This window comes from Aeromonas sp. QDB54 (assembly GCF_027707385.1).
GTDB lineage: Bacteria > Pseudomonadota > Gammaproteobacteria > Enterobacterales > Aeromonadaceae > Aeromonas > Aeromonas hydrophila.
In genome coordinates this window covers 1-20,472 of record NZ_JAPCIT010000027.1, presented here as the reverse complement: position 1 = coordinate 20,472, position 20,472 = coordinate 1, and the positions used below count along the sequence as shown (strand labels likewise).

General features: G+C 52.9%; 17 protein-coding genes. 13 read left to right on the top strand and 4 right to left on the bottom strand.

All coding sequences use genetic code 11. The features are described from left to right. Position 1 precedes the first annotated feature (1 nt). The 7 genes from virB9 to PG881_RS20565 are packed head-to-tail and all read left to right on the top strand — an operon-like array spanning position 2 to position 9,779. Positions 2 to 835 (top strand): P-type conjugative transfer protein VirB9, encoded by an 834-nt coding sequence (gene virB9 / locus PG881_RS20595; RefSeq protein ID WP_011191323.1) that lies wholly within the window; start codon positions 2 to 4, stop codon positions 833 to 835. After that, complete coding sequence (gene virB10, locus PG881_RS20590) at positions 835 to 2,049, top strand: type IV secretion system protein VirB10 (RefSeq protein WP_011191322.1); 1,215 nt, start codon at positions 835 to 837, stop codon at positions 2,047 to 2,049. The genes virB9 and virB10 overlap by 1 nt, the downstream gene beginning before the upstream one ends. Further along, positions 2,027 to 3,055, top strand: coding sequence for a P-type DNA transfer ATPase VirB11 (virB11, locus tag PG881_RS20585; RefSeq protein ID WP_231070100.1), 1,029 nt, complete (start codon positions 2,027 to 2,029; stop codon positions 3,053 to 3,055). The genes virB10 and virB11 overlap by 23 nt, the downstream gene beginning before the upstream one ends. After that, a complete protein-coding gene (locus PG881_RS20580) occupies positions 3,021 to 4,946 on the top strand; it encodes a type IV secretory system conjugative DNA transfer family protein (RefSeq protein ID WP_101150983.1) in 1,926 nt (641 codons plus the stop codon). The genes virB11 and PG881_RS20580 overlap by 35 nt, the downstream gene beginning before the upstream one ends. 12 nt (positions 4,947 to 4,958) lie before the next feature. Beyond that, on the top strand, positions 4,959 to 7,946 hold the full coding sequence (locus PG881_RS20575; protein ID WP_270802567.1) for an LPD7 domain-containing protein: 2,988 nt from the start codon (positions 4,959 to 4,961) through the stop codon (positions 7,944 to 7,946). Then, positions 7,936 to 8,082 (top strand): hypothetical protein, encoded by a 147-nt coding sequence (locus PG881_RS20570; RefSeq protein WP_011191318.1) that lies wholly within the window; start codon positions 7,936 to 7,938, stop codon positions 8,080 to 8,082. The genes PG881_RS20575 and PG881_RS20570 overlap by 11 nt, the downstream gene beginning before the upstream one ends. A gap of 2 nt (positions 8,083 to 8,084) precedes the next feature. Next, positions 8,085 to 9,779: an ArdC family protein gene (locus tag PG881_RS20565; RefSeq protein ID WP_011191317.1), complete on the top strand. Its 1,695-nt coding sequence runs from the start codon at positions 8,085 to 8,087 to the stop codon at positions 9,777 to 9,779. 38 nt (positions 9,780 to 9,817) lie between these two features. Here PG881_RS20565 and PG881_RS20560 read toward each other — a convergent pair whose 3' ends face one another. Both PG881_RS20560 and PG881_RS20555 read right to left on the bottom strand, forming a co-directional pair. Next, complete coding sequence (locus PG881_RS20560) at positions 9,818 to 10,813, bottom strand: relaxase/mobilization nuclease domain-containing protein (protein ID WP_011191316.1); 996 nt, start codon at positions 10,811 to 10,813, stop codon at positions 9,818 to 9,820. Then, positions 10,806 to 11,336, bottom strand: coding sequence for a plasmid mobilization protein (locus tag PG881_RS20555; RefSeq protein ID WP_011191315.1), 531 nt, complete (start codon positions 11,334 to 11,336; stop codon positions 10,806 to 10,808). Before PG881_RS20555 ends, PG881_RS20560 begins: the two co-directional genes overlap by 8 nt. 290 nt (positions 11,337 to 11,626) lie before the next feature. Here PG881_RS20555 and PG881_RS20550 point away from each other — a divergent pair, with 290 nt between their 5' ends. The 6 genes from PG881_RS20550 (at position 11,627) to PG881_RS20525 (ending at position 19,554) form a co-directional block, all read left to right on the top strand. After that, entirely contained in the window at positions 11,627 to 12,358 is a 732-nt protein-coding gene (locus tag PG881_RS20550) for a SprT-like domain-containing protein (RefSeq protein WP_011191314.1), read from the top strand. Between the two features lie 868 nt (positions 12,359 to 13,226). Next, positions 13,227 to 14,321, top strand: a complete 1,095-nt coding sequence (locus PG881_RS20545) for a DNA adenine methylase (protein ID WP_270802564.1) — start codon at positions 13,227 to 13,229, stop codon at positions 14,319 to 14,321. Between the two features lie 203 nt (positions 14,322 to 14,524). Further along, complete coding sequence (locus PG881_RS20540) at positions 14,525 to 16,552, top strand: Eco57I restriction-modification methylase domain-containing protein (protein WP_270802562.1); 2,028 nt, start codon at positions 14,525 to 14,527, stop codon at positions 16,550 to 16,552. After that, positions 16,545 to 17,117: a hypothetical protein gene (locus PG881_RS20535; RefSeq protein ID WP_270802560.1), complete on the top strand. Its 573-nt coding sequence runs from the start codon at positions 16,545 to 16,547 to the stop codon at positions 17,115 to 17,117. Before PG881_RS20540 ends, PG881_RS20535 begins: the two co-directional genes overlap by 8 nt. Beyond that, on the top strand, positions 17,107 to 18,246 hold the full coding sequence (locus PG881_RS20530) for an AAA family ATPase (protein ID WP_270802558.1): 1,140 nt from the start codon (positions 17,107 to 17,109) through the stop codon (positions 18,244 to 18,246). The genes PG881_RS20535 and PG881_RS20530 overlap by 11 nt, the downstream gene beginning before the upstream one ends. Positions 18,247 to 18,249: 3 nt before the next feature. Continuing rightward, entirely contained in the window at positions 18,250 to 19,554 is a 1,305-nt protein-coding gene (locus PG881_RS20525; RefSeq protein WP_270802556.1) for a 5-methylcytosine restriction system specificity protein McrC, read from the top strand. 311 nt (positions 19,555 to 19,865) lie between these two features. On the opposite strand, the gene PG881_RS20520 is transcribed toward PG881_RS20525, so the two are convergent. Beyond that, the gene (locus PG881_RS20520) at positions 19,866 to 20,090 is read right to left on the bottom strand and encodes a hypothetical protein (protein ID WP_270802554.1); all 225 of its coding nucleotides are present in this window, start codon (positions 20,088 to 20,090) and stop codon (positions 19,866 to 19,868) included. A gap of 2 nt (positions 20,091 to 20,092) precedes the next feature. Next, a partial coding sequence (locus PG881_RS20515; protein ID WP_333563429.1) for a transcriptional repressor KorB C-terminal beta-barrel domain-containing protein occupies positions 20,093 to 20,472 on the bottom strand: 380 nt, incomplete at its 5' end.

Genomic DNA, 20,472 nt, shown 5'->3' with positions numbered 1-20,472 from the left:
CATGCAAAAGAAGATGAAAGCCCTTCCTTTGGCGTTGCTTCTGGCCAGCTTGGCCGGTTCTGCCCTGGCGGTGGAAATCCCAGCCGGTGGCATCTATGACAAGCGGGTGAAATATATCAATTACAACCCCGCCCAGGTGACAAAAGTAATTGGCCATTATGGCTTTTCTACTCATGTGCAATTTGGTGCAAATGAAGTAATCGCCAATATTGCCATCGGTGATAAAGAGGCTTGGGATGTTGCCCCGGTAGAAAATCACCTCTTTATTAAGCCTCTCGGTGAAATGGCCGAAACAAACATGACCGTTATCACCAACGTTCGGGTTTATAACTTTGAGCTGACCGCCCATGAATCCAAGAACGGCGCTCACCCCATCCCGAACGATATGTTTTTCCAAGTCAATTTCCGTTACCCGGATGAAGAATTGGCCAAGGCAAAAGCAGAGGCAGAAGCCGCCAGACTGAAGGCCAGAATGAGCCAGAACGACGCGCCGAAAGCGACGAACTGGAACTATTGGGCCAAGGGTAGCCAAGATGTGTCGCCAATCAGTGCGTTTGATGATGGCCGCTTTACTTATCTGAAATACCCAGGCAACCGCGAAATGCCAGCAATCTATATCGTTAACCCGGACGGTTCTGAAAGCCTGGTAAATACAACGGTTGATTCCAAACACCCTGACACAATTATTGTCCAGAAAATTGCGCGGCAATTTACATTGCGAATCGGCAACCGTGTTGCATGTATTTTCAATGAAAATTATGACCCGGATGGAATCGCCAATAAGACAGGGACAACAGCCCCAGGAGTTGAGCGCGTGATTAAGGGAGGCCAGTAATGTCAGACCAGAACGAAAAAAATCTACCGGTCGAAGAAGTCGGCGGGGATGAAGTTGATCGCGGTATGCCCAGCATATCGAAGAAAAAACGCCAGCCAGGCAGCGGCGGCGTGATGCAAAAAATCGTCGTGGCCGTTATCGGTATCTTCGTGGTTCTCGCCCTGGTAGCTGTAAACGGCGGCTTTAGCAGTGGCAAGAAGGATGAAGACAAGCCGAAAACTGGCAAGGGGTCAAACTCCGAGGTGGTGAACCGGCTCGGCCCTGCGCCGTCTTTGCCTGCACCGCCACCGCCGCCGAAAGCGCCGGAGGAAGATAAGCCAGCCACCGCCACAGTGGTAAGAACTGGTGACGTTGCACCGCCGCCCCCATCTTCTGCAATGGAGCGCCCAAGAGGGAACAACGGCAAGCAAGAGCCGACCCCTCAAGAGCGCAAGCGTAACCCTTCTTTGCTGGCGTTTGGCAATATGTCAAAGCCTCCCAAGCAAGGGGCTGATGATGGCCAAGGCGGCGCGGCCTACCAGGCTACAGCGGCGGGCGGTGATGGCTCCCTGGCTGAGAGTGACACCGCAGACGGGTTAGGCGCTCGACTGAAGGGGACAACGGTACAGGGCACCCGTGCGGGCCTCCTGCGTGATCGCTCTTTCTTTATCACGCAAGGTACTTTCCTTGATTGCGCCTTGGAAACTGCTCTTTCAAGCGACGTACCAGGTATGACCGCTTGCCGCCTTACCAGGGACGTTTACAGCACCGATAGCAAGGTTTTGTTGCTGGAACGTGGTTCTAAAGTTGTTGGCCAATACCAAGGCGGGCTGAAACGTGGCCAAGCACGGATCTTTGTGCTCTGGACTCGCGTTGAAACACCGAACGGCGTCATTGTGAACATCGACAGCCCCGGCACCGATGCGCTCGGTCGCAGTGGCCTGGATGGCTTTGTTGATACCCACTTTTGGGAACGCTTCGGCGGGGCTGTCATGTTGAGCCTGATAGATGACGTTGGCACGTTCGTAGCGAACAAGGCCAGCGGCGACGGCAACAACAATCAGGTTCAATTCGGCAGCACAGCAGATGCAGCAACCCAGGCGGCAGGTATCGCGCTGGAAAACTCGATCAACATTCCGCCAACACTGCTAAAAAACCAAGGCGACCACATCAATATTTTCGTGGCCAGGGATCTTGATTTCAGGGGGGTGTATGACCTCAAGCCCGCATATTAAGGGCGTCGCACTGATGGAGAATCTTCGGATTCTCCATCCTTATTTGAACCGCGACGGCGTTACAGAAATCGTCATTAATCAACCAGGTGAGGTTATTACAGAAAGCCGCTCTGGCTGGGAACGCTTTGACGTACCCGAGTTGGATTTCAACCTTTGCCAAGACATAGCAAAACTGACCGCCACGTTTTCCGGCCAATCTCTCGATGAACGGAAACCAATAATCTCGGCCACCCTACCAGAGGGGGAGCGTGTTCAAATTGTCGTGCCTCCGGTAACACTGTCTGGCCGTGTCAGCCTGACAATCCGAAAGCCACCGACATTTAACCCAACACTGGATGACTACGAGAAAAGCGGGGCGTTTGACCAGGTAATTGATTATTCATCTGACCTTAGCGAAGTTGAACGAACTCTTTTAGAACTCAAGCAAGCCCGGAAGTTTAAGGCGTTTTTTGAGCTGGCGATCAAGTCTCGCCTAAACATCATTGTGTCAGGCTCAACCGGTAGCGGTAAAACTACGTTTATGCGCTCCCTGCTTCAGCTTGTGCCTGATGATGAACGCCTGATTAGCATCGAGAACGTGGATGAATTGGGGCTCTATAAGACGCACTGGAACACCGTTCCGCTGTTCTATTCAGCCGGTGGGCAAGGGGTATCTGAAGTTAGTCAGCAACACCTGTTGGAAAGCTCCTTGCGAATGAAGCCAGACCGGATTTTTGTGGCTGAGTTGATCCGGGGGGATGAAGCCTTTTACTACCTGAGAAACGTCAACTCTGGGCACCCTGGATCGATTACCTCCATGCACGCTAACAGCGCCAGAATGGCCATAGAACAACTGGTTTTGTTCTTGAAGGAAAGCCAAAGCGGCAGCTCGATGAACAGAGAGGATATTAAGCAACTTCTCTTTATGTGCGTCGATATTATCGTGCAGATTAAAAACATTCGCGGGAAACGGGTAATAACGGAGATTTACTATGACCCAGAATTCAAACGGACACAAATGGCGTAAATACGCCATTTTATTAGGCGTCCCTCTTTTCATATTGGTTTGGGTTTGGCTGGCCGGTGCAATTTTTATGGCTGGCAATGGCCTGAACGCCAAGGAAGCAACCCCGCTGACCCTTTACCAATACTGGTACTATTACGGGGACATTAAAAAAACTCAAGCATGGATAACCGGGGCGGCCTTTGGCTCCCTGCTTATTTTGCTCTTGCCAGCATTCCTTTATTTCATGCCAAAGAAAGAAAGCCTCTTTGGCGATGCCAGGTGGGCAACTGAAAAAGAAATAAAGGATTCCGGTCTTTATTCTGAAGATGGGATTATTGTTGGCGTCAAAACTGCTTTTTTCGGCCTGATAAAAAAATATCTTATTTTCGGCGGGGCTCAACATGTCTTAATGGCGGCCCCGACCCGTTCCGGTAAAGGTGTGAGTATTGTTATCCCCAATCTTTTGAGCTGGAAAGATAGCGTTGTTGTGCTGGATATAAAGCAAGAAAACTGGGATATAACTTCAGGTTTTCGCGCCAAACATGGCCAAGAGTGCTATTTGCTGAACCTAGCTCCCCGAGATTATCGCTCGCACCGTTGGAATCCACTTTTTTATATCTCTGATGACCCGAATTTCCGCATCAACGATATACAGAAAATCGGTCAGATGCTTTTCCCGAAAGTCGAGAATGAAGCGCCTATTTGGCAATCCTCCGCTCGTAGCCTTTGGCTGGGCCTGGTGCTTTACCTTATCGAGACTGAGGAACTGCCGGTTACGATGGGCGAGGCTCTGCGTCAGCTCACTATGGGCGATGAACGTCTGGCCGAAATCGTAGAGCAGCGGCAAGAGTCTGATAACCCCTTATCAGATGAATGCTATCTAGCACTGAAAGAGTACCTGGACACCCCGGACAAGACTCGCGGCTCCGTTCGTAAAGGCTTCACGGCCTCCCTGGAGCTGTTTTATAACCCGGTGATCGATGCCGCAACCAGTGGCAATGATTTTGACCTGCGCGACCTGCGCAAACGCCGTATGTCGGTTTATGTAGGGATTACCCCGGATGACCTGGATCGCCTGGCACCGTTGATTAATCTCTTTTTCCAGCAGGTAATCGATCTCAATACCCGTGAGCTGCCCGAGCAAAATCCAGACCTGAAACATAGCTGTTTGCTGCTTATGGATGAATTTACCGCTATGGGCAAGGTTGGCATTCTGTCAAAAGGTATTAGTTATATTGCAGGTTATGGCCTGCGTATGCTGCCAATTATCCAATCACCGGCACAGTTGCGTGAAACATATGGGGCTGATGCGGCGGAAACGTTCATTGATAACCACGCCTTGCAAATCGTTTTTGCTCCAAAAAACATCAAGGTAGCAAAGGAAATATCCGACAGCCTGGGCACCAAGACAGTAAAAAACAAATCACGTAGTCGGCAACTCACAGGGAAAACAAGCCGTTCTGAGAATGCCAGCGATACAGGCCGCGCCCTGCTTATGCCTCAAGAGGTTAAGCAGATTGGCCAAAAGGCTGAAATATTGTTGTTGGAAAACTGCCCTCCTATTAAGTGCAGCAAAATAACTTGGTACGCCGACCAGACTTTCAACGAGCGCGGCAACGGTCGTGATGGGGTTAAATTCCCCTCGCCTGCCGTTCCCCTGGTTGACCCTAACAACAGGCCGAAAGGTGAGGTTTCATTCCACTCCAACAAAATTGAAGACGCTGAAACTTCAGAAAAAACCGTTGTGGAGCGGGATATTACCGTTGCTGACATTGAGAACATTGACAATTTGAACCTTGACGATTTTTCTTGTGACTTCTCCAAGATTGAAATCCCTGAAGGCTCAATATCTGATGATGCAATGGACGACCTTGTAAGCCAGTTCTTTAATGGCCTGGCTGAAGCGGCATAAGGAATAATTGAAATGGCAAATATTGCACAGGAAAAAACATATCTGGCCATTCCTTTTGAAGAACGGAAAGACGCTTTTCGAGCTGCGGGCAAACTGCCAGACGGCAAGAACGCTTTAGGGCTGGATGAAGATAGCAAACTCTGGTTTGCCAATCCTGGTGCGGATCTCGACAAGCTGAAAAAGTGGATACCGGACACAACTCGCCGGGCCGAACCAGGCGAAACAGATCCGGTCATTGAGTTTGGCCAGGCACTTGAAGACGCCGGTTTCATCCTCGATGGCGAACCACAGATGGACGGCAAGAAACACCGGGTTAGCACTGTAGACGACAGAGGCGGCCAGAAGTCGGGCGTTTATGTCGGATACCTGGACGGTGTACCGGCTGGCTGGTATCAAGATCACCGCATCCATAGCGAACCGCAGAAGTGGAAGGCTACCGGCAATCGTATTGATCCCGAAGCTCAAGCGCACCTGAAGGCAGTAGCGGCACAGCGCAAGATAGAACGCGACCAGGCCCAGGCAAGACAGTACGACCACAATGCCCACAGAAGCCAGCAAGCGGCCAGCCTAATGCCCAACGCCAACGGCCAAGAGCAATACTTGGTCAATAAGGGGGTGAAGGCTTTCCCTGGCGTAAAAACTGATAAGCGCGGGCGCGTTGTAATTCCGCTTCAGAATGAAAAGGACGAAATAAGAACCCTGCAACGTATTAGCGGAAATGGTTTTAAATCCCTAAAGAAGAATGGCCAGAAATCAGGGAGTTATTTTGTTGTTGGCGGCGAGCTAAAAAATGGCGACCCGATTCTATACGCTGAAGGATATTCAACATCGGCAACTATCAGTGAAGCCACCGGGCGGCCTGTTGTTATGACTGTTGATGCTGGAAATATGCCGACAGTTGCCGCAAAGCTATTGGAAAAATACCCCGATAGCCAGCATGTTTTTTTGGCAGACGATGACCGAAAAAACACAGCAAACAAGGGTAAGGAAAAAGCAGAGCAAGCAGCCACCATAACAAATGGCATTGCTCAAACCCCTGTTTTCAATAATCAAGAGATTGAAAAAGGATTTTCGGATTTTAATGACCTTGGCCAGTCAAGAGGGCTTGAGGTTGTACGGGAACAAGTTGAAGCAACTCTTAATAAGGTGGCGACCGTGGATAAAGTAGAAGAAAACACCGGGCCGGTAATTACGGATAAATTCGAGCGTGAAATTGATACCGCCCTGTCTAATTCAGAAGACAATCAAAAACTCGGCATTCTGCGTGATGACCAAGGACGTTTTTGGGACGGGCAAGAATTTGGCGACCTGGAAGACGCCAAGCGTTATGAACCAGTGGAAGCCCTGAAAGTGGCTGTCCATGTTTCCCGTCAATACGAGTCAGAGTTAGAGGGAAGCCATATTTATATTCGCGCCGTTGAACAAGACGAGCCAAGCGATAGCGACGGGGTTCACGTTGTAAACACTGACCAGGCTATGAACTGGCCACACCTTGAAGCCGCTTATAAGAGAGGGTTCGGCTTGAATCTGGATCGTGATGAAGCCCTGGCCATAACGGCCCGTTCGCCTGCTGCCGCCCTGGACAACCAGGAACAGGCCGCCGCCCCTGCTGCTGCCCTGGACAACCAGGAACAAGCCGCCGCCCCTGCTGCTGCCCTGGACAACCAGGAACAAGCCGCCGCCCCTGCTGCTACCCTGGGCAACCAGGAGCCCGAAGAAAACGCCGTGGAGCCATTTATTGAGCGGAAAATAGAAACGGCTGACGCTGACGTTAGGGCATGGCTGACCAACAGCCGTCAACCCATAGGTGAGCTGATCGAGGAAGACGAGCGGAAGGCTCAACATAGACCACAAGCGGAAGGTGAATTTTCATCTGAACCAAGCCAGACACCGAAGGGCCAAGCCTCAAACTCTGACTTTGAAGCGACCACGTTCAAACCGATTGTTCCTGAGAAGGTCGCAAAGTCTTATATCGAGGTAGACGGCAAATATTACTTTGGCAATCGGCCTGATTCGCTGGCTTTCGTCGATAAAGGGGCCAAGTTGCAAACCAAGCTGTCGAGCGAGCAAGTAGCGGCCTCAATGGTCGATATTGCTGAAGCTCGGGGCTGGACTGAATTACAGCTCTCCGGTACTGAAGATTTCAGACGGGCCGCCTGGCTTGAGGCCGCATCACGGGGCTTGGCTTCTAGGGGTTACAAACCGAAAGAGGAAGACTTGGCCAGGCTCAAAAAGCTGACCAATGACCGGACTTCAAACGAGATTGAGCCCAGGGAACAAGCTGACGTTGTACCGCCAGCAGCCAAGGGCAAAGAACAGCCGACGAACCAAGATAAGCAACAAGGCCAGCAGGCGGCCCAATCTCCCCAGATGGCCAAAGCGGCAGCCGCAACAGCGACCGCTGATAAGCAACAGCCTGAAGCGGCGGCCCCAGCTCAAGAAGTTAACCGGCTCGCGGGTAAGCTGGTTGAGCATGGTAAAGCCCCTTATGAGCACAACCCCGACAATAACGGGAGTTACTTTGTCACCCTTGAGAATGCAGACGGCCAACAAAGCACAACTTGGGGTGTGGGCCTAGAAAAGGCGATTGAAGAATCCCAGGCCGAAGCTGGCCAGCATGTCGAGCTGGAAAACTTGGGACGCAAACCGGTACAAGTTGAAAAGCAGATCAAGGATGAAAAGGGTAATGTTACCGGCACCAAAACGGTTAACTCGTATCGCAACGAATGGGCTGTTAAGGCCGAAGCAATCCGCGATTCTTCCCGTGACGCTAAAGAGTTGGTCAAGGAGCACCCGGACTTAATCAACGAAATCACGGCGGTTAAGCTCGCTGAAAAATTCGCGGCGGCAAATTTGAGCGCAGTCGATCAAGCCCGTTTCATGGAGCGAGTTCGCGGCCAGGTAGCGGATAACGTATCGACCGGTCAGCAAGCCCCTGAGCTGAAGATTAGGGAAGAAACAACCATCGAACGCACGAAGGAGACAGAGAATGAACGATAAATTACTGAAGCTGAATCAGCCCGGTCAGATTGTCGAACTGACCAAACAAGAGGCTGAAGAATTGGGCGCTTTCGAGGAAAGCGCCCTTTCCGAACAAGACGCCCTCGATGCGATTGAAACAGAACAGGAGGCGTAAACATGGCCAAGGGTAAAGAGTCGAGCGGAGAGAAAAAGCCCTATTACGAGCTGATTGCTGAAACACTTATCAAGCAGCTCGAAGAAGGCACCGCGCCGTGGCAAAAACCCTGGGAACCGGGCACCTCTATGGTGCCCCATAACCCTGTGAGCGGTACAAAATACCGGGGCGGCAACGCCCTATGGTTGACCATGCAAGGTAGGTCAGATCCGCGCTGGATGACCTACAAGCAGGCGCAAAGCGTCAATGCCCAGGTGAAACGAGGTGAAAGCGGTACGCTGATCCAGTATTTCAAGTTCCAAGACCAAGTGCCCAAGTTAGACGCCAGCGGAAAACCTGAGATTGATAGCGACGGCAAAAAGAAGATGATCACCGTCCAACTGGATAAGCCTAAAGTCTTCTCGGCTGTTGTCTTCAACGGTGAGCAGATCCAAGGACTCCCCCCAATTGAGACAGAAAAGAAAGATCCCGCATGGAATAGACACGAACGGGCGGAAGCCATTCTAACCAATGCCGGTATCCCCATTTCACACGATCAAGCTGATAACGCTTTTTACCTCCCTGGCAAAGATGAAATCCACTTACCAGGGCGCGACCAGTTCGCCACCGCTGATAGGTACTATGCAACAGCTCTGCATGAACTTGGCCACGCAACCGGCCATGCCAGCCGCTTGAATAGGGACTTATCCGGGCGCTTTGGCTCGGAGTCCTACGCAAAGGAAGAATTACGCGCTGAGATCGGTTCCCTGCTGATAGGGGATGAATTAGAGATCGGGCATGACCCTGGCCAACACGCTGCCTATGTCAAAAGCTGGGTAAAAGTGCTGAAGGAAGACCCCAAGGAAATTTTGCGAGCAGCTAGAGACGCTGAAGCGATCAAAGATTGGGTTATTGCCAGGGAACGGGAAAGCACCCTAACCGGCGACAACGCCAGACCTCCCCAAACGCAACAAGAAGATCAGGCGGTATCCCTGGCTGAAACCCGCAAGCTGATGGAGATTGTAGCGAACCAGAACAAAGGGGCCACCCTGGGGGATTCTGCTTCCCTCGCCCTGAAAGCATTGGGGCTCAACGAAACCAAACAGGTGATCGATGTTATCTCTACACTCAATGACCTGGTGAAACACCCCGCCTTAGCTCAACAGGTGAAAAAGGCTGAAGCTGAGTTAGCACTATTGAAACCCCAGCACCAGGAGCAACACCAGGAGCCCAAGGCAACTGAATCAGCGGCAACGGATAACAAGCCCCAGACTGAGGCTTTCAGTGAAACTCGCAAGCTGATGGAGATTGTAGCGAACCAGAACAAAGGGGCGGCCCTGGGGGAATCTGCGGCTGTTGCTTTGGAAGGATTGGCCCGTAATCAACCTGACCAGGCAAACGATGTTATCTCTAATTTGAGTGACCTACAGAAACACCCAGCATTAGCCAAGCAGATTGAGAAGGCCAAGGCCGAACAGGAAGCGATTAGAGCCACGCAAGGGGCTGACCAAGGGCAACGCATTGACCCTATCAGCAAATTGCCTCTGGCGCTTGCTGAGAAGCTATCTAGTCGGTTTGCGAATGAGGAAGATAGGGCAAAATTCCTTGAAAAGGTTCAAGCCCGACTTTCTGACGCTCCCCAGCCTGAAATCAAGATCCGGGAGGCCGTGGCAACAAGCAAAGAGCCCAAGGCACAAGCGGAAGATATGGAACGCTAAATACCTGAAAACAAAAACCGGCCAACAGGCCGGTTTTTTTATCTCTCGTCTTCGTCCCTCTCTGATTTTGCCTTGCCCTGCCCTACGTCCTGGGCTTTCTGTTGGGGCTTCATCTGCTCGGCCAGCTTGGCGGCTATCTCATGCCGTTCTGTTGCCAGTGGTGGCATAGACGAAACAAAGCCAACTATCTTGCTCGCCAGTTCCCTATCTTCGGCATCGCCTTGGTTCAGGTCTTTGGCCGCCGACAACCAGGATTTTCTAACCTCCTGCTGTCGCTGCTGGATCTTGTCTTCCCACGGTTTCGCCTTCGGCGGCTTGCCTGCCTGCTTATCTTTGAACTCGGAAACGATCTCTTTGACCTTAGCCTTATCGACCTCCGGGATCTCGCCCCGACTCCGAATATTCTTGATGACCTGGGAGACGGCTTTTTTAACTACGCCTCTCGGTGCCCTGGGTGTGGCTTCAGCATCAATGCCGCGCCGTTGAAGCTGCTCCGCGAACCCTTCGCGCCACTTCTGCGGATCACCCTTCTTGATGTGGAGACGGCGGCCATCATGCCCTAGCGTTTTAATGGTCAGATGCACATGCGGGTGATCAACGTCAGTATGCAGGGCAAAAACATACTGGTAGTTATCCCCGAACTGCCCCTTAGCAAAATCCCGGGCCGAGTCTCGGACAGCTTTCGGATCAGTTCCCTTTGGCATGGACAGCACCAGGTTAGCGGTATCCCTGGTATTGGCTCGGCGTTTCCCGCCGTCTTGCGTCCATTCCTTGTGAACCTCCTTTACCGCTGCCTTTCCCTTGATAACTTCTCCCCGCTCGTTCTCAAGCTCTAGCTTTCCGTTTCGGCTGATATAGTCCAGGTGAGCTTTTACGTGCTCGGCCCCTTTGGCCGCGCCAGATACCTTAACCATCACCTCGGATGCTTTATCCGTGACTCGCTTAACTCGGCCTTTCAGATCGCCGGTCTTATTGGCCTTGGTCTTGACCTTCCCCTCTAGCAACCCGGCTAGAGTGTCATAGCCCTTATTCATCGATCCCCCACTTGTTTAAGTTGCGTTGAAGCAAACCGGCGACTTCCTCGCGGTGGGAATCGATCTTTTCAGATAGAGCTAGAACCGCCTGGCGGTTGAGCTTATCCGACTCTCTAAACTCGGTGTTCAGTACCTTGGCGATCTGGTTCAGGTTCCGGCCTATTGCCGCCAACTCCCTGTTTGACGTTCGCAGTGCTTGGATCTCGCTCTCGGTAAGAACCGGCTCGCGGTTCAGGTTGGCCATTGCAACAGCCGTTAGCCACGCCGTCCGACTGGTGAACCCTTCGGCCTTCGCTCGCTTCGTGATGCGCTTCATGTCTCTGGTGTTCAACCTGATATTGAGCTGATCCGTCTTGGTTTCCTTCAGCCCCTTATGGTCAAGGGCAACACTGCCCGCCGTAACCTTCTCGATCATTAGGCCCAGCATGTCGGATTCAGATACGCCCTGAGCGTGGCAGAAAGCCTGCCAGGCTTCTTTTTGCTCCTTAGTGACGCGCCTTTCGATCCGATAGCTCTTTGCCATTAACGACCTCTTTAAACATGGGGGGGCAAGGGGGGGACAGGTGCAATTTTAGCACAAGCGGCGGCAGACGCTAGCAAATTGCGAATCCTGCCCTAGTTCTAACCCCCCCATGTTTTTTCGTACGTACGAAATTTTTCGGTTTTGCAGTGGCTTTTGGCCTTCGGCCAGGCTCACCAGGTCGCGGGGCTCCCTGGCTCGTCGGCTTCCCCTAACTTTGGATTGTGCAATCCAAAAGGCTGCCGCATAATGGTTATAGATTGTGCAATCCAATACACGGAGCAGGGCACTAGATGAAACCAACATTGCAGGCTTACGACGAACTACAGCGGGCATATGATCACTTTAACAACGAGCTGTTTGATGGTGTCCTGCCCGATTGCCTGATCACCCTCCAACGAGAAAAACAAACCTATGGCTATTTCAGCCCGGAGAGGTTCGTTAACTCCCAAGGAACCCGGACGGACGAAATCGCCATGAATCCGGCTTACTTCGCCGTATGCCCCCCCGAAGAAATTATGCAAACGCTTTGCCACGAAATGTGCCACCTATGGCAGCACCATTTCGGCAAGCCTGGGCGGCGTGGCTATCACAACAAGGAATGGGCCGACTTCATGGAAGCTATCGGACTAATGCCAAGCAGCACCGGCGCACCTGGTGGAGCACGAACCGGCGACAAGATGGCGGATTATGCCATTGAGGGCGGGCGCTTCTTGGAAGCATATGAAAGCCTGATGACGGATGACTATCGGATCAGTTGGATGGATCGCTTCCCCAGTCGTGAAAAGCTGATGGCAGCAATCGCCAACGGCACCACCGATGAAATGGCCGGGGATCTTTCTATCATGGGGCTGGCTGGGATCTCTGTTGAGGATGGAGAAATCACATTTGAGCCAGGGGAGCGCCCGAATAAGTCGAATCGGGAAAAATATACTTGCCCGCTCTGCCAGGCGAACATTTGGGGTAAGCCTGGCCTAAACGTCCTATGCGGAGACTGTGACACGGCTTTTGAGGCCGCTAACTGACGCGCTTCGCTTGTCGGCCCTCGGTTCGTGGTGAACAGACTTCGCTAGTTCACCACGCCCCAAGGGCTAGATTAAACGCCAAAAGTAAGGGGGCCGATTTTGGCCCCCTTGTTCGTTCTGTGACTTCAGTTGTTCCCGCCATTTGTGGGATGAAAATAAAGTGTCATCCCTACAAATAAAGTTTCATCCTTGAAAATAGAGTTTCACCCTAAGCCAACGTGCGCTATGTCATGCAGATTTTGAAAGATACGGTACAGGCCTCACTTCGGTGGCCAGCGAGTATCGAAACGTTTTGTGATGTCAATGAACCGGTACATCATCCCAAAGAAGATCTCAACAACCTTGCTGTGAGGCAACAGAGCTGGCTACAACGCCTGTTGCTGTGTGTGCGCTCATGATGGCAAGACTCGCGATACGTCGAAAATTGGATAGATGTATTGCTAAAGCAGTCTGGTTTCCCTGTAGCTCGCCTTCGGGAGGAGGAGAAACCATGAAGGATCCCGCCCGGTCCGCGAGTAAACAGTGCTGCACTGTACCGGTACGTAAGGTTAAGAATCCCTGTCATAGTGTATCTATCTAGTATGTATATATATACAATAACGCAGTTGCACAGACATATGCGGGGCATTTTTATGCGATTCACTGACCTCAAAAGTGAGACCTTAAATCTAAGAGTTTCCAGAAAGTTCAAACAGGCCTTAAAGGAGGCCGCGGAGCATGAGCAGCGGAGCATGGTGAACATGCTTGAGGTACTCCTTTGTGACTATTGCGACCGCAAAGGTATTGTGTTGCCAAGCCCAGAAGCCAGCCAAGAACTTGGTCAGGGTCGAGCAGTAACTGGCCGTAAAAAAAACGTAGGGGTTTCTATATGACTTTTCGCTATATTGGCTCCAAATCTAGACTCATCGACAAGATAGCAGCCCACATTGGGCCGCCTAGAGAGGGCGCGTTTTTTGTGGATGCCTTTTGTGGAACTGGAGCGGTAGCTGAGGCCGCTGCGGAGCATGGTTGGAATGTGCGGATTAATGATAGCTTGCACTCAGCGGTTATCTCTGCCGGAGCACGTCTTATTAGCCATGATCAGGTGACCTTCAAAAAACTTGGTGGGTACTCTGGTGCTGTTAGCAAGCTAAACGCAGTTAAGCCATTGCATGGTTTTATGTGGCGCACTTATAGCCCCGCTTCGATCGATACGTGTGGAATTGAGCGTAGGTACTTCACCGAAGAAAATGCAGCTCGGATCGACGCTATGCGCTGCTTGATTGTTGAGTGGAAAGGTGCCGGATATATTGACGAAATTGAGGAGCGGCTGTTGATTGCCGATCTCTTTGGTGCACTGAACCGCGTTGCCAACATTGCGGGCACTTTTGGCTGCTTCCTCTCCAAATGGACAAGCCAATCTCAAAACAAGATTGCCATGCGTTGCCGTGAGCTCAAAGAAACTGGCGTGCGTGTTGAGGCTACCGTGGGTGATGTGTTCGACGTTCCGAATGCTACACATGACCTAGTGTATTTGGACCCCCCATACACCAAGCGTCAATACGCGAGCTACTACCACATCCTTGAAACGGTGGCTCTTGGCGATGAGCCTGTGGTGGAGGGTGTTGCGGGACTTCGTCCATGGAAGGCCTTGGCTTCTGACTTTTGCTACAAGAGCCGTGCTCTCAAAACACTCTCGCGTCTGGTGCATGGCTTGAAGGCTCAAAGGGTACTGCTCTCGTACAGTAGTGAAGGACACATCTGCATGCAGGACATGAAGGCTGAGCTTTCTAAGATCGGCTCGTCCACAATGTACCCTTTGGGCGCCATTGGTCGATATCGCCCAAACAAGGTTGCCAGTAGCTCGGCGTCCGATGTGAACGAATTTTTGGTGGTCGTGAAGCGGTCCATGGCACAGCTTTCCCAAGCCCAGTCAAAAACAGTTAAAGCCATCAAACCCGTTCTCGTGGGGAGCTATGCATGAGTGCTCCTCGGCCTGTTGAAGCAGAGTACCTAGCCCCAGCAGAAGCGGCTCTCACTCGGGCTGTGGGAGGGGACTATGGCCCAACCAGCTTTGAGCTTCGGCTTCAAGTTTTGGAGGCAGCGTCAGCGCGTTTTGGCGGGTTTGACCTAACGGCGTTTCACGAGGCTTTTGGAGTCAAGAGCAAGCGCCCAGCATCAGAGCTTTTGGAGCTTGCGGCACCTGTAGCAAGTGCCATCGAGCGTTCACCTATTCACCCTGCTTTGGCACTGAGTGTCCTGGCGCGTGAGGTCTTGCATGAGCAGGATCGAAAAAGCACGGGCGCCTACCATACGGATTTTCGCCTGGCTACACGACTGGCGAAGCTCGCTGCCCCCAAGCTCACACACAAGAGCAAGGTGATTGATCCTGCCTGCGGCGCAGGAATTTTGCTAGCAGCGCTGACTCACGCAGTGTGTGGGATGGATCGAGCCAAGACGGCGCATTGGTTGGCTCACGGTGTGTGTGCAGCGGATCTTTCGGGCAACTCTTTGCGTGCGGCACTGCTTGCGCTTGCTTCGTTCACTGATGATGTATCGACTATTAAAGCTATGCGTGCACGTTGGTACTGTGGCGATAGCTTGATGGCAGATCGCAAGGTTTGGACTGCCATGGTCCCTGAGGGTTTTGATGCGGTGATCGGCAACCCACCATGGGAAAAGGTCAAGCTCTCACGGCACGAATTCTTGAAGTCCTCAGGCACCAAGCGCCACTACGGGGCCCAAATTCATGGGCTTGATGAGGAGCTGTTTGCCCAGCAGCGCGATGAGGTAGCGAACTACTCTCGTCGCCTGTTGGCTCGCTATCCCGATTTGGGTAATGGAGAGCCAGACCTATACATTGCTTTCACGGACCTCTTTTTTGAACTCTGCAAAGAGCAGGGTGTGGTGGCTGCACTAATTCCCGGTGGGCTCATTCGCTCGCAAGGTACCCGCGCCATGCGGCAGAAAATTTTTGATGCGAGCCAAAGCGTGTCCATGTCGATCATTGATAACCGTGCACGGTTCTTTGCCATCGACACACGCTTTAAGTTCCTGGCCGTGGCTCTCACGAAGGCTGGCTCTGAAAAGAGCAAGCGTGAGCCCATCACTCTCATGCATGAGCGGGGCACCCCTACGGGCTTGGAGATTACGGGAACTGCCACTATTGGGCGTGCAGCACTTGCGGGTGTTCGGGGCGATTTGAGCCTGCCCGAGGTTCGTAACGTGTCTGAGTGGAAGCTCTTCTCAAAGATCGGAGAAGCAGGTGTTTCGTGGGAAGAGCCTGGTTATGGCTGGACCCCGAAGTTTTGCCGTGAAGTTGATATGACCAAGGAGCGTCCTAAGTTCCTGGGGCGTGCCACGCCTGGCGCTTTGCCACTGGTGGAAGGTCGAATGGTGCAGGCGCATCGCTTTGGTGTAAAAGGGCACGTGTCTGGCACTGGTCGCCGTGCGTTGTGGGAGGCTTATGCCATCGGAGGCTCACGCCTTGCCCCCCAGTTTTGGATTCGCCCCTCCGACATGCCCCGTGCTAACCAGCACCGTGCGGACGTGCTGCGTGTGGGCTTTTGCGACATTGCGGGTCAGACCAATGAGCGTTCGCTCATGGCCTCGTTAATTCCTGCTGGGGTGGTCTGTGGCAATAAGGTGCCCACGATCCTTTTCCCTGAGGACCCATCGGAAGAACGGCTGCTGGTGTGGGTGTCCATCGCCAACAGTTTTGCCTTTGACTGGATGCTTCGGCGTGTGCTCACTACGACGGTGAATTACTTCCTGCTGCAAAGCGTGCCCATGCCAAAACTCGCCAAAGATGGTTTGCCATGGAAGAGGCTGGTGAGTGCTGCACGCGAATTGCGCACACTCGACAGTGCGGGGGCTACTCGTGAAACCTACGAGCGCATGGCGCAGCTTCGTGGGGAGATTGATGCGGAAGTGGCCGTGGCCTATGGGCTCGATTTAAAGGACATGGAGTTAGTGCTCCAAGACTTCCCGCTTTTGGATCGGGGCCAGGTGGGCTTGCCAGGTGAGGTCAAGTCCACAATTACCCGAGATAATGTTTTGGCTGCAATGGCAAAACGCACAGGAAGTCTGTCTACAGTTTGGTCGCACCGTGCGGTGCAGGCACGTGCGCTGGGGGCTATTGCTTATGTGCCCTCTGAGCTCGCCCTAGGGGGCGAAGAAATCGAAGAAGAAGAAGGATCCAAAATTCATGGCTAATGGAGCGGGGCAGGTTGCTCGAATTCTGTACAAGGAGATTGTTGAGGGAGATCGACGGAAAGCTGATGCGGAGTCTAACGACTCTGATTCTGGGGGCGGGGCAAGAGACTTTCGATTTCCCTACGAGGCGGTGTTGCCAGCTGTTGAGTTGATATTTCCCAATAAAATTCTCCGGCGTGGAAAGGCAGTACATCAAGGTACCTTCTTTTGGAACGAGCCGGACTCAACACAGGTTGTATCAAGAGCAGCTGAGTTTATGTCACCCACAAAGTCTCGGCCGAGAGAGGGATGGATTTCTCAGGTGCCGAAATTTTCATGTTTTGATTCGGACCGAATGCCATCAGGGGGAATTGGGAATCGCGTTTTGTTGCTTCTGATTCAGCTTCATGACCAGTCGGTTTGGCCGCACTTCGCGGAAGAAGCAACTCTTCGTGTTAAAGGCGTTTGGGATCCTTCAGTGGCTCAAGAGCTATTGAGTTGTTTGGATGCACAGCGGGCTGCTAATCGAGCCGTGATTGGCTATATCGACTTCACGAACATGCGTAGGTTCTGTAATGGCAAGTGAAAACTGCAAACAGGTGTTAAAGCTACTCGCACGTTCGCGCAACGTGCTGGTGTCTGGTGCACCAGGCACGGGCAAGTCCAAGCTCTTGGCCGAAGTTGCTTTGGCCTTTGAAACAGCCTTTGGTCTTGCTCCTGCAGGTGGCCCACCGCAGCTCAATCCCATGGGCGGCATTCCGATTCCTCCTGCTGCTGGGGCTGTTAAAGGCATTCCTGCACCCACGAAGATGGACCGCAAAGTCTTTCGGACGGTCTTCCACCAAAATTCCAAGTACCGCGACTTTGTGTCAGGCATCACTCCAGCAGTTAACAAGCAAGCAGGAGCTCCAGACTTCACCATCGTGAAGGGCACCCTGTATCGTGCCAGTGAGCATGCGAAGGGCGCCAATGGTGCCGCGCTCTTGATCATTGATGAGATCAACCGAGGCCCTGCGGTGCAGGCGTTCGGTGGTGCCATCGTGGCCATTGAGTCCGACAAACGTTTGGCCTCTGATGGGGCCAAACGTGCTGAAACGCAGTTCTTTGAAATGCTCGATCCCGTCTCTGGTGATGTGATCGAGTACGCACTGCCCCATGACCTCTACATCTTGGCTGCGATGAATCAGGCCGATGCGTCGGTGGAGCCCTTGGATGTAGCGTTCTTGCGTCGTTGGGAGCCTATGCGCTTGGAGCCCGATGAAGCGGCTTTGCGGACGTTTTACGGTCTGGGTGGCAAGGGTGCCAATGCATTGCCTGATGTACCTGCCAGCGTGAACGATGCCTTGGAGGCTTCGGTTAGTGCCTGGATTGCTGTAAACGCGCAAATTGCCCTGGGCCGTGGCCCCGAGTTTCAGATCGGGCATGGTGTACTGATGTCGGGTGTGAAGCCGCAAACACTGGGCCTTAATGAAGCTTTGGGCATGCTGTGTGTAGGGTGGGCCAAGGTGCGTGCACACGTGGAAGAGGTGTTCTTCGGGGACATCCGAGGAATTGCCGCAACTCTGAATGCGCTCGATGGGCCAGCCTTTAATCCGTTCAAGCTCACCGAGACGACTTTTGCGGATGATTTGCGCTTTCGTCTTGAAGGGCCCGCGAATTTTGCTGAGAACAATATCTACGCGGCTCTCAGGGCATTTGCCAATCCGAGGGGGTAGCACGTGGTGAACCCCCGAACACGGCTGTCCCTTGTTGAGTACGGTACACCCGTTGACCTGAGCCGTGCAATTGCGGACGCCATTGGGGTGGATCGCACGAAGGCCAACAGCCTTATATTGGAGGCTGGGAGCCGTGCTGCGTCGAGCCTGAGGCTTAGCTATAACCCTATCAGGGTGGATGCCAAGGGCACACGTGCCATCGATTTTGCGGGCCTCATTCGCCTGGCACCTTCACTGGAACTGGAAGTTGCTCCAAAGTTTTTGGGGCTCGACGACACCGATGCAGCGTGGCGCGAAGATTTCTTTTTCCTCTCCACGCTTTCACGTCACGGACGGCTCTTGGCTTCCGAGCGTTTATCGGCATCAGGTGGTACTCCAAGGGACTTGTCTACGCTAGTAGCTCGTTCCATCACGAGCATGTATGAGGCCAGTAAACGCCGGCCACTGCGCAGCTATCGTAGGGTGCGTGAAGCAGACTTCTTCATCGATGGGGATCCTGATCCGGTGGAGCTCATTTTTCCTTCACCCGATGGATTTGAGCAAGAGCTCATTCGCTTTGATCGCAAGAACGGTTGGAATGGGGACATCGTGGCAGCGGCCAAGGTGTTACTCCCTGAAGTAAGTGACCCGTCAGCCGCAAGTTCGCTGGTGCGTTTGATTGAAGACCTTTCGCCTCAGAACGTTGCTACTAACCGTCGAAACCCCGTTCCTGCACGGCACCGAGCGTGGAAGCCGCTGCATGAGCTGTCTATCGATGTGCTCGGAGGCTTGGGGCTTAACTACAAGCAGGGACAGGCCCATGCACCTGGTTACTTAGTTAATACCTGGCGCGTGTGGGAAGATCTGATAACGGTGGCTGCACGATTGGGCTTTGGTCGCAGTGCCGTAGTGCCCCAACAGGGCTATCCCTTGGGCACAAAGACCAGGATGAGTACCGGTGCTGTGAGCAAGCTTTCAGTGTACCCAGACTGTGTGATTGAGCTCGATGGAACAAGGCCCAGGATGCTGCTGGATGCCAAGTACAAGGGCCACGTGGAGAAGGGACAACTTCGCATCAGTGAAGCTGACATCTACGAAGCCCTAGCTTTCTCCAAGGCTACTGGATGCAACCTAGTGGCACTAGCCTATCCAGCACAGCTAGGCGATGCCCCGCAGCCCGTTGGGACATGCACTGTCTTTGAAAAGGCTGTGGTGGATGCTGTGCAAATCGTGGGCATTCAGATCGAGAGCCGCCTGATTTCCAGGGCGGGAGCTCTCAGGCTATTTGCCACAAACATGGCAGCTGGGATTGCAGCAGCCTTTGTGTGATTGATTCAAGGGCTTCTTCCTATCAGATTTAGCGATGGTTGCTTTTACCCTTAGGGGGGTCTGAAAACGCTTAACATTGTCGGCAGCCAGGAGCTTGACGGCAGTCAACCTGCAGGTTAAGTACTTTCAAGTGTTGGCGCACTAGTACGCAGTTAAGGCTTTCTTAGCGCTAAGGATGAAACTTTATTTCTACGGTTCCGGCCGGCAGGTGCGCCCGGCCTCTGGTTTAGGATGATACTTTAGTTCCTGATTCGAACAAAAAGCCACCGATCCAGGCGGCTTTTGCCGTTAGTTAGGATGAAACTTTATTTTCATCCCACACCATTTGCCAGCTTGCGCCAGGCGGCTAACGTCGCCTGGTAAAAGCTGCGGCCTATTCTCGACGGCACCGCCAGCACAAGCACGGCCACCGTTGCAATAATGGCCAGCCAGGCCAACAGGGTTTGACTGTCCTTCAGCAATGGATAGGCCGCGAACAACAACAGCACTCCAACGGCAACAGCAGCGGCAAAGTAGGTTTTCGCTTTTGCCGTCATGGTCAGCCCTCGATAACAGCAACAAGCTGAACTTGGTTCAGATCAACTTCGATTTCTTCCCCGTCGTCGTCGTACTTCAGCCAGCCCAAACCATATGCAGCTCGGCGACTGGACAACAGGCGAGCCGGTCGCTCGTCATAGCGCACCTGAATGATCGGCTTCTTGATTTTGCCTTGTTGCTCGTCAGCGTTCAGCAGGGCATTAGCCGCCGCATCCGGCCCGCCCCCGCCAATCGGGGCACCGTCGATGGTCAACGGCTGTTGCTTGTCCTTATCGCCTTCACCTGGCCAGCCTGTGCCGCCTTGGTCGTCACTGTCCGGCTCCTTGTCGCCGCCTTCACCTGGCCAGCCTGCGCCGCCCTCGTCGTCACTGTCCGGCTCCT

What these genes read in the sequence shown, in the direction of transcription:
- virB10 (WP_011191322.1), top strand. Translation starts at nt 835, where the DNA reads ATGTCAGACCAGAACGAAAAAAATCTACCGGTCGAAGAAGTCGGCGGG.
- PG881_RS20575 (WP_270802567.1), top strand. Translation starts at nt 4,959, where the DNA reads ATGGCAAATATTGCACAGGAAAAAACATATCTGGCCATTCCTTTTGAA.
- PG881_RS20570 (WP_011191318.1), top strand. Translation starts at nt 7,936, where the DNA reads ATGAACGATAAATTACTGAAGCTGAATCAGCCCGGTCAGATTGTCGAA.
- PG881_RS20530 (WP_270802558.1), top strand. Translation starts at nt 17,107, where the DNA reads ATGGCAAGTGAAAACTGCAAACAGGTGTTAAAGCTACTCGCACGTTCG.
- PG881_RS20565 (WP_011191317.1), top strand. Translation starts at nt 8,085, where the DNA reads ATGGCCAAGGGTAAAGAGTCGAGCGGAGAGAAAAAGCCCTATTACGAG.
- PG881_RS20555 (WP_011191315.1), bottom strand. Translation starts at nt 11,336, where the DNA reads ATGGCAAAGAGCTATCGGATCGAAAGGCGCGTCACTAAGGAGCAAAAA.
- PG881_RS20560 (WP_011191316.1), bottom strand. Translation starts at nt 10,813, where the DNA reads ATGAATAAGGGCTATGACACTCTAGCCGGGTTGCTAGAGGGGAAGGTC.
- PG881_RS20550 (WP_011191314.1), top strand. Translation starts at nt 11,627, where the DNA reads ATGAAACCAACATTGCAGGCTTACGACGAACTACAGCGGGCATATGAT.
- PG881_RS20580 (WP_101150983.1), top strand. Translation starts at nt 3,021, where the DNA reads ATGACCCAGAATTCAAACGGACACAAATGGCGTAAATACGCCATTTTA.
- virB9 (WP_011191323.1), top strand. Translation starts at nt 2, where the DNA reads ATGCAAAAGAAGATGAAAGCCCTTCCTTTGGCGTTGCTTCTGGCCAGC.
- PG881_RS20545 (WP_270802564.1), top strand. Translation starts at nt 13,227, where the DNA reads ATGACTTTTCGCTATATTGGCTCCAAATCTAGACTCATCGACAAGATA.
- PG881_RS20535 (WP_270802560.1), top strand. Translation starts at nt 16,545, where the DNA reads ATGGCTAATGGAGCGGGGCAGGTTGCTCGAATTCTGTACAAGGAGATT.
- virB11 (WP_231070100.1), top strand. Translation starts at nt 2,027, where the DNA reads ATGACCTCAAGCCCGCATATTAAGGGCGTCGCACTGATGGAGAATCTT.
- PG881_RS20520 (WP_270802554.1), bottom strand. Translation starts at nt 20,090, where the DNA reads ATGACGGCAAAAGCGAAAACCTACTTTGCCGCTGCTGTTGCCGTTGGA.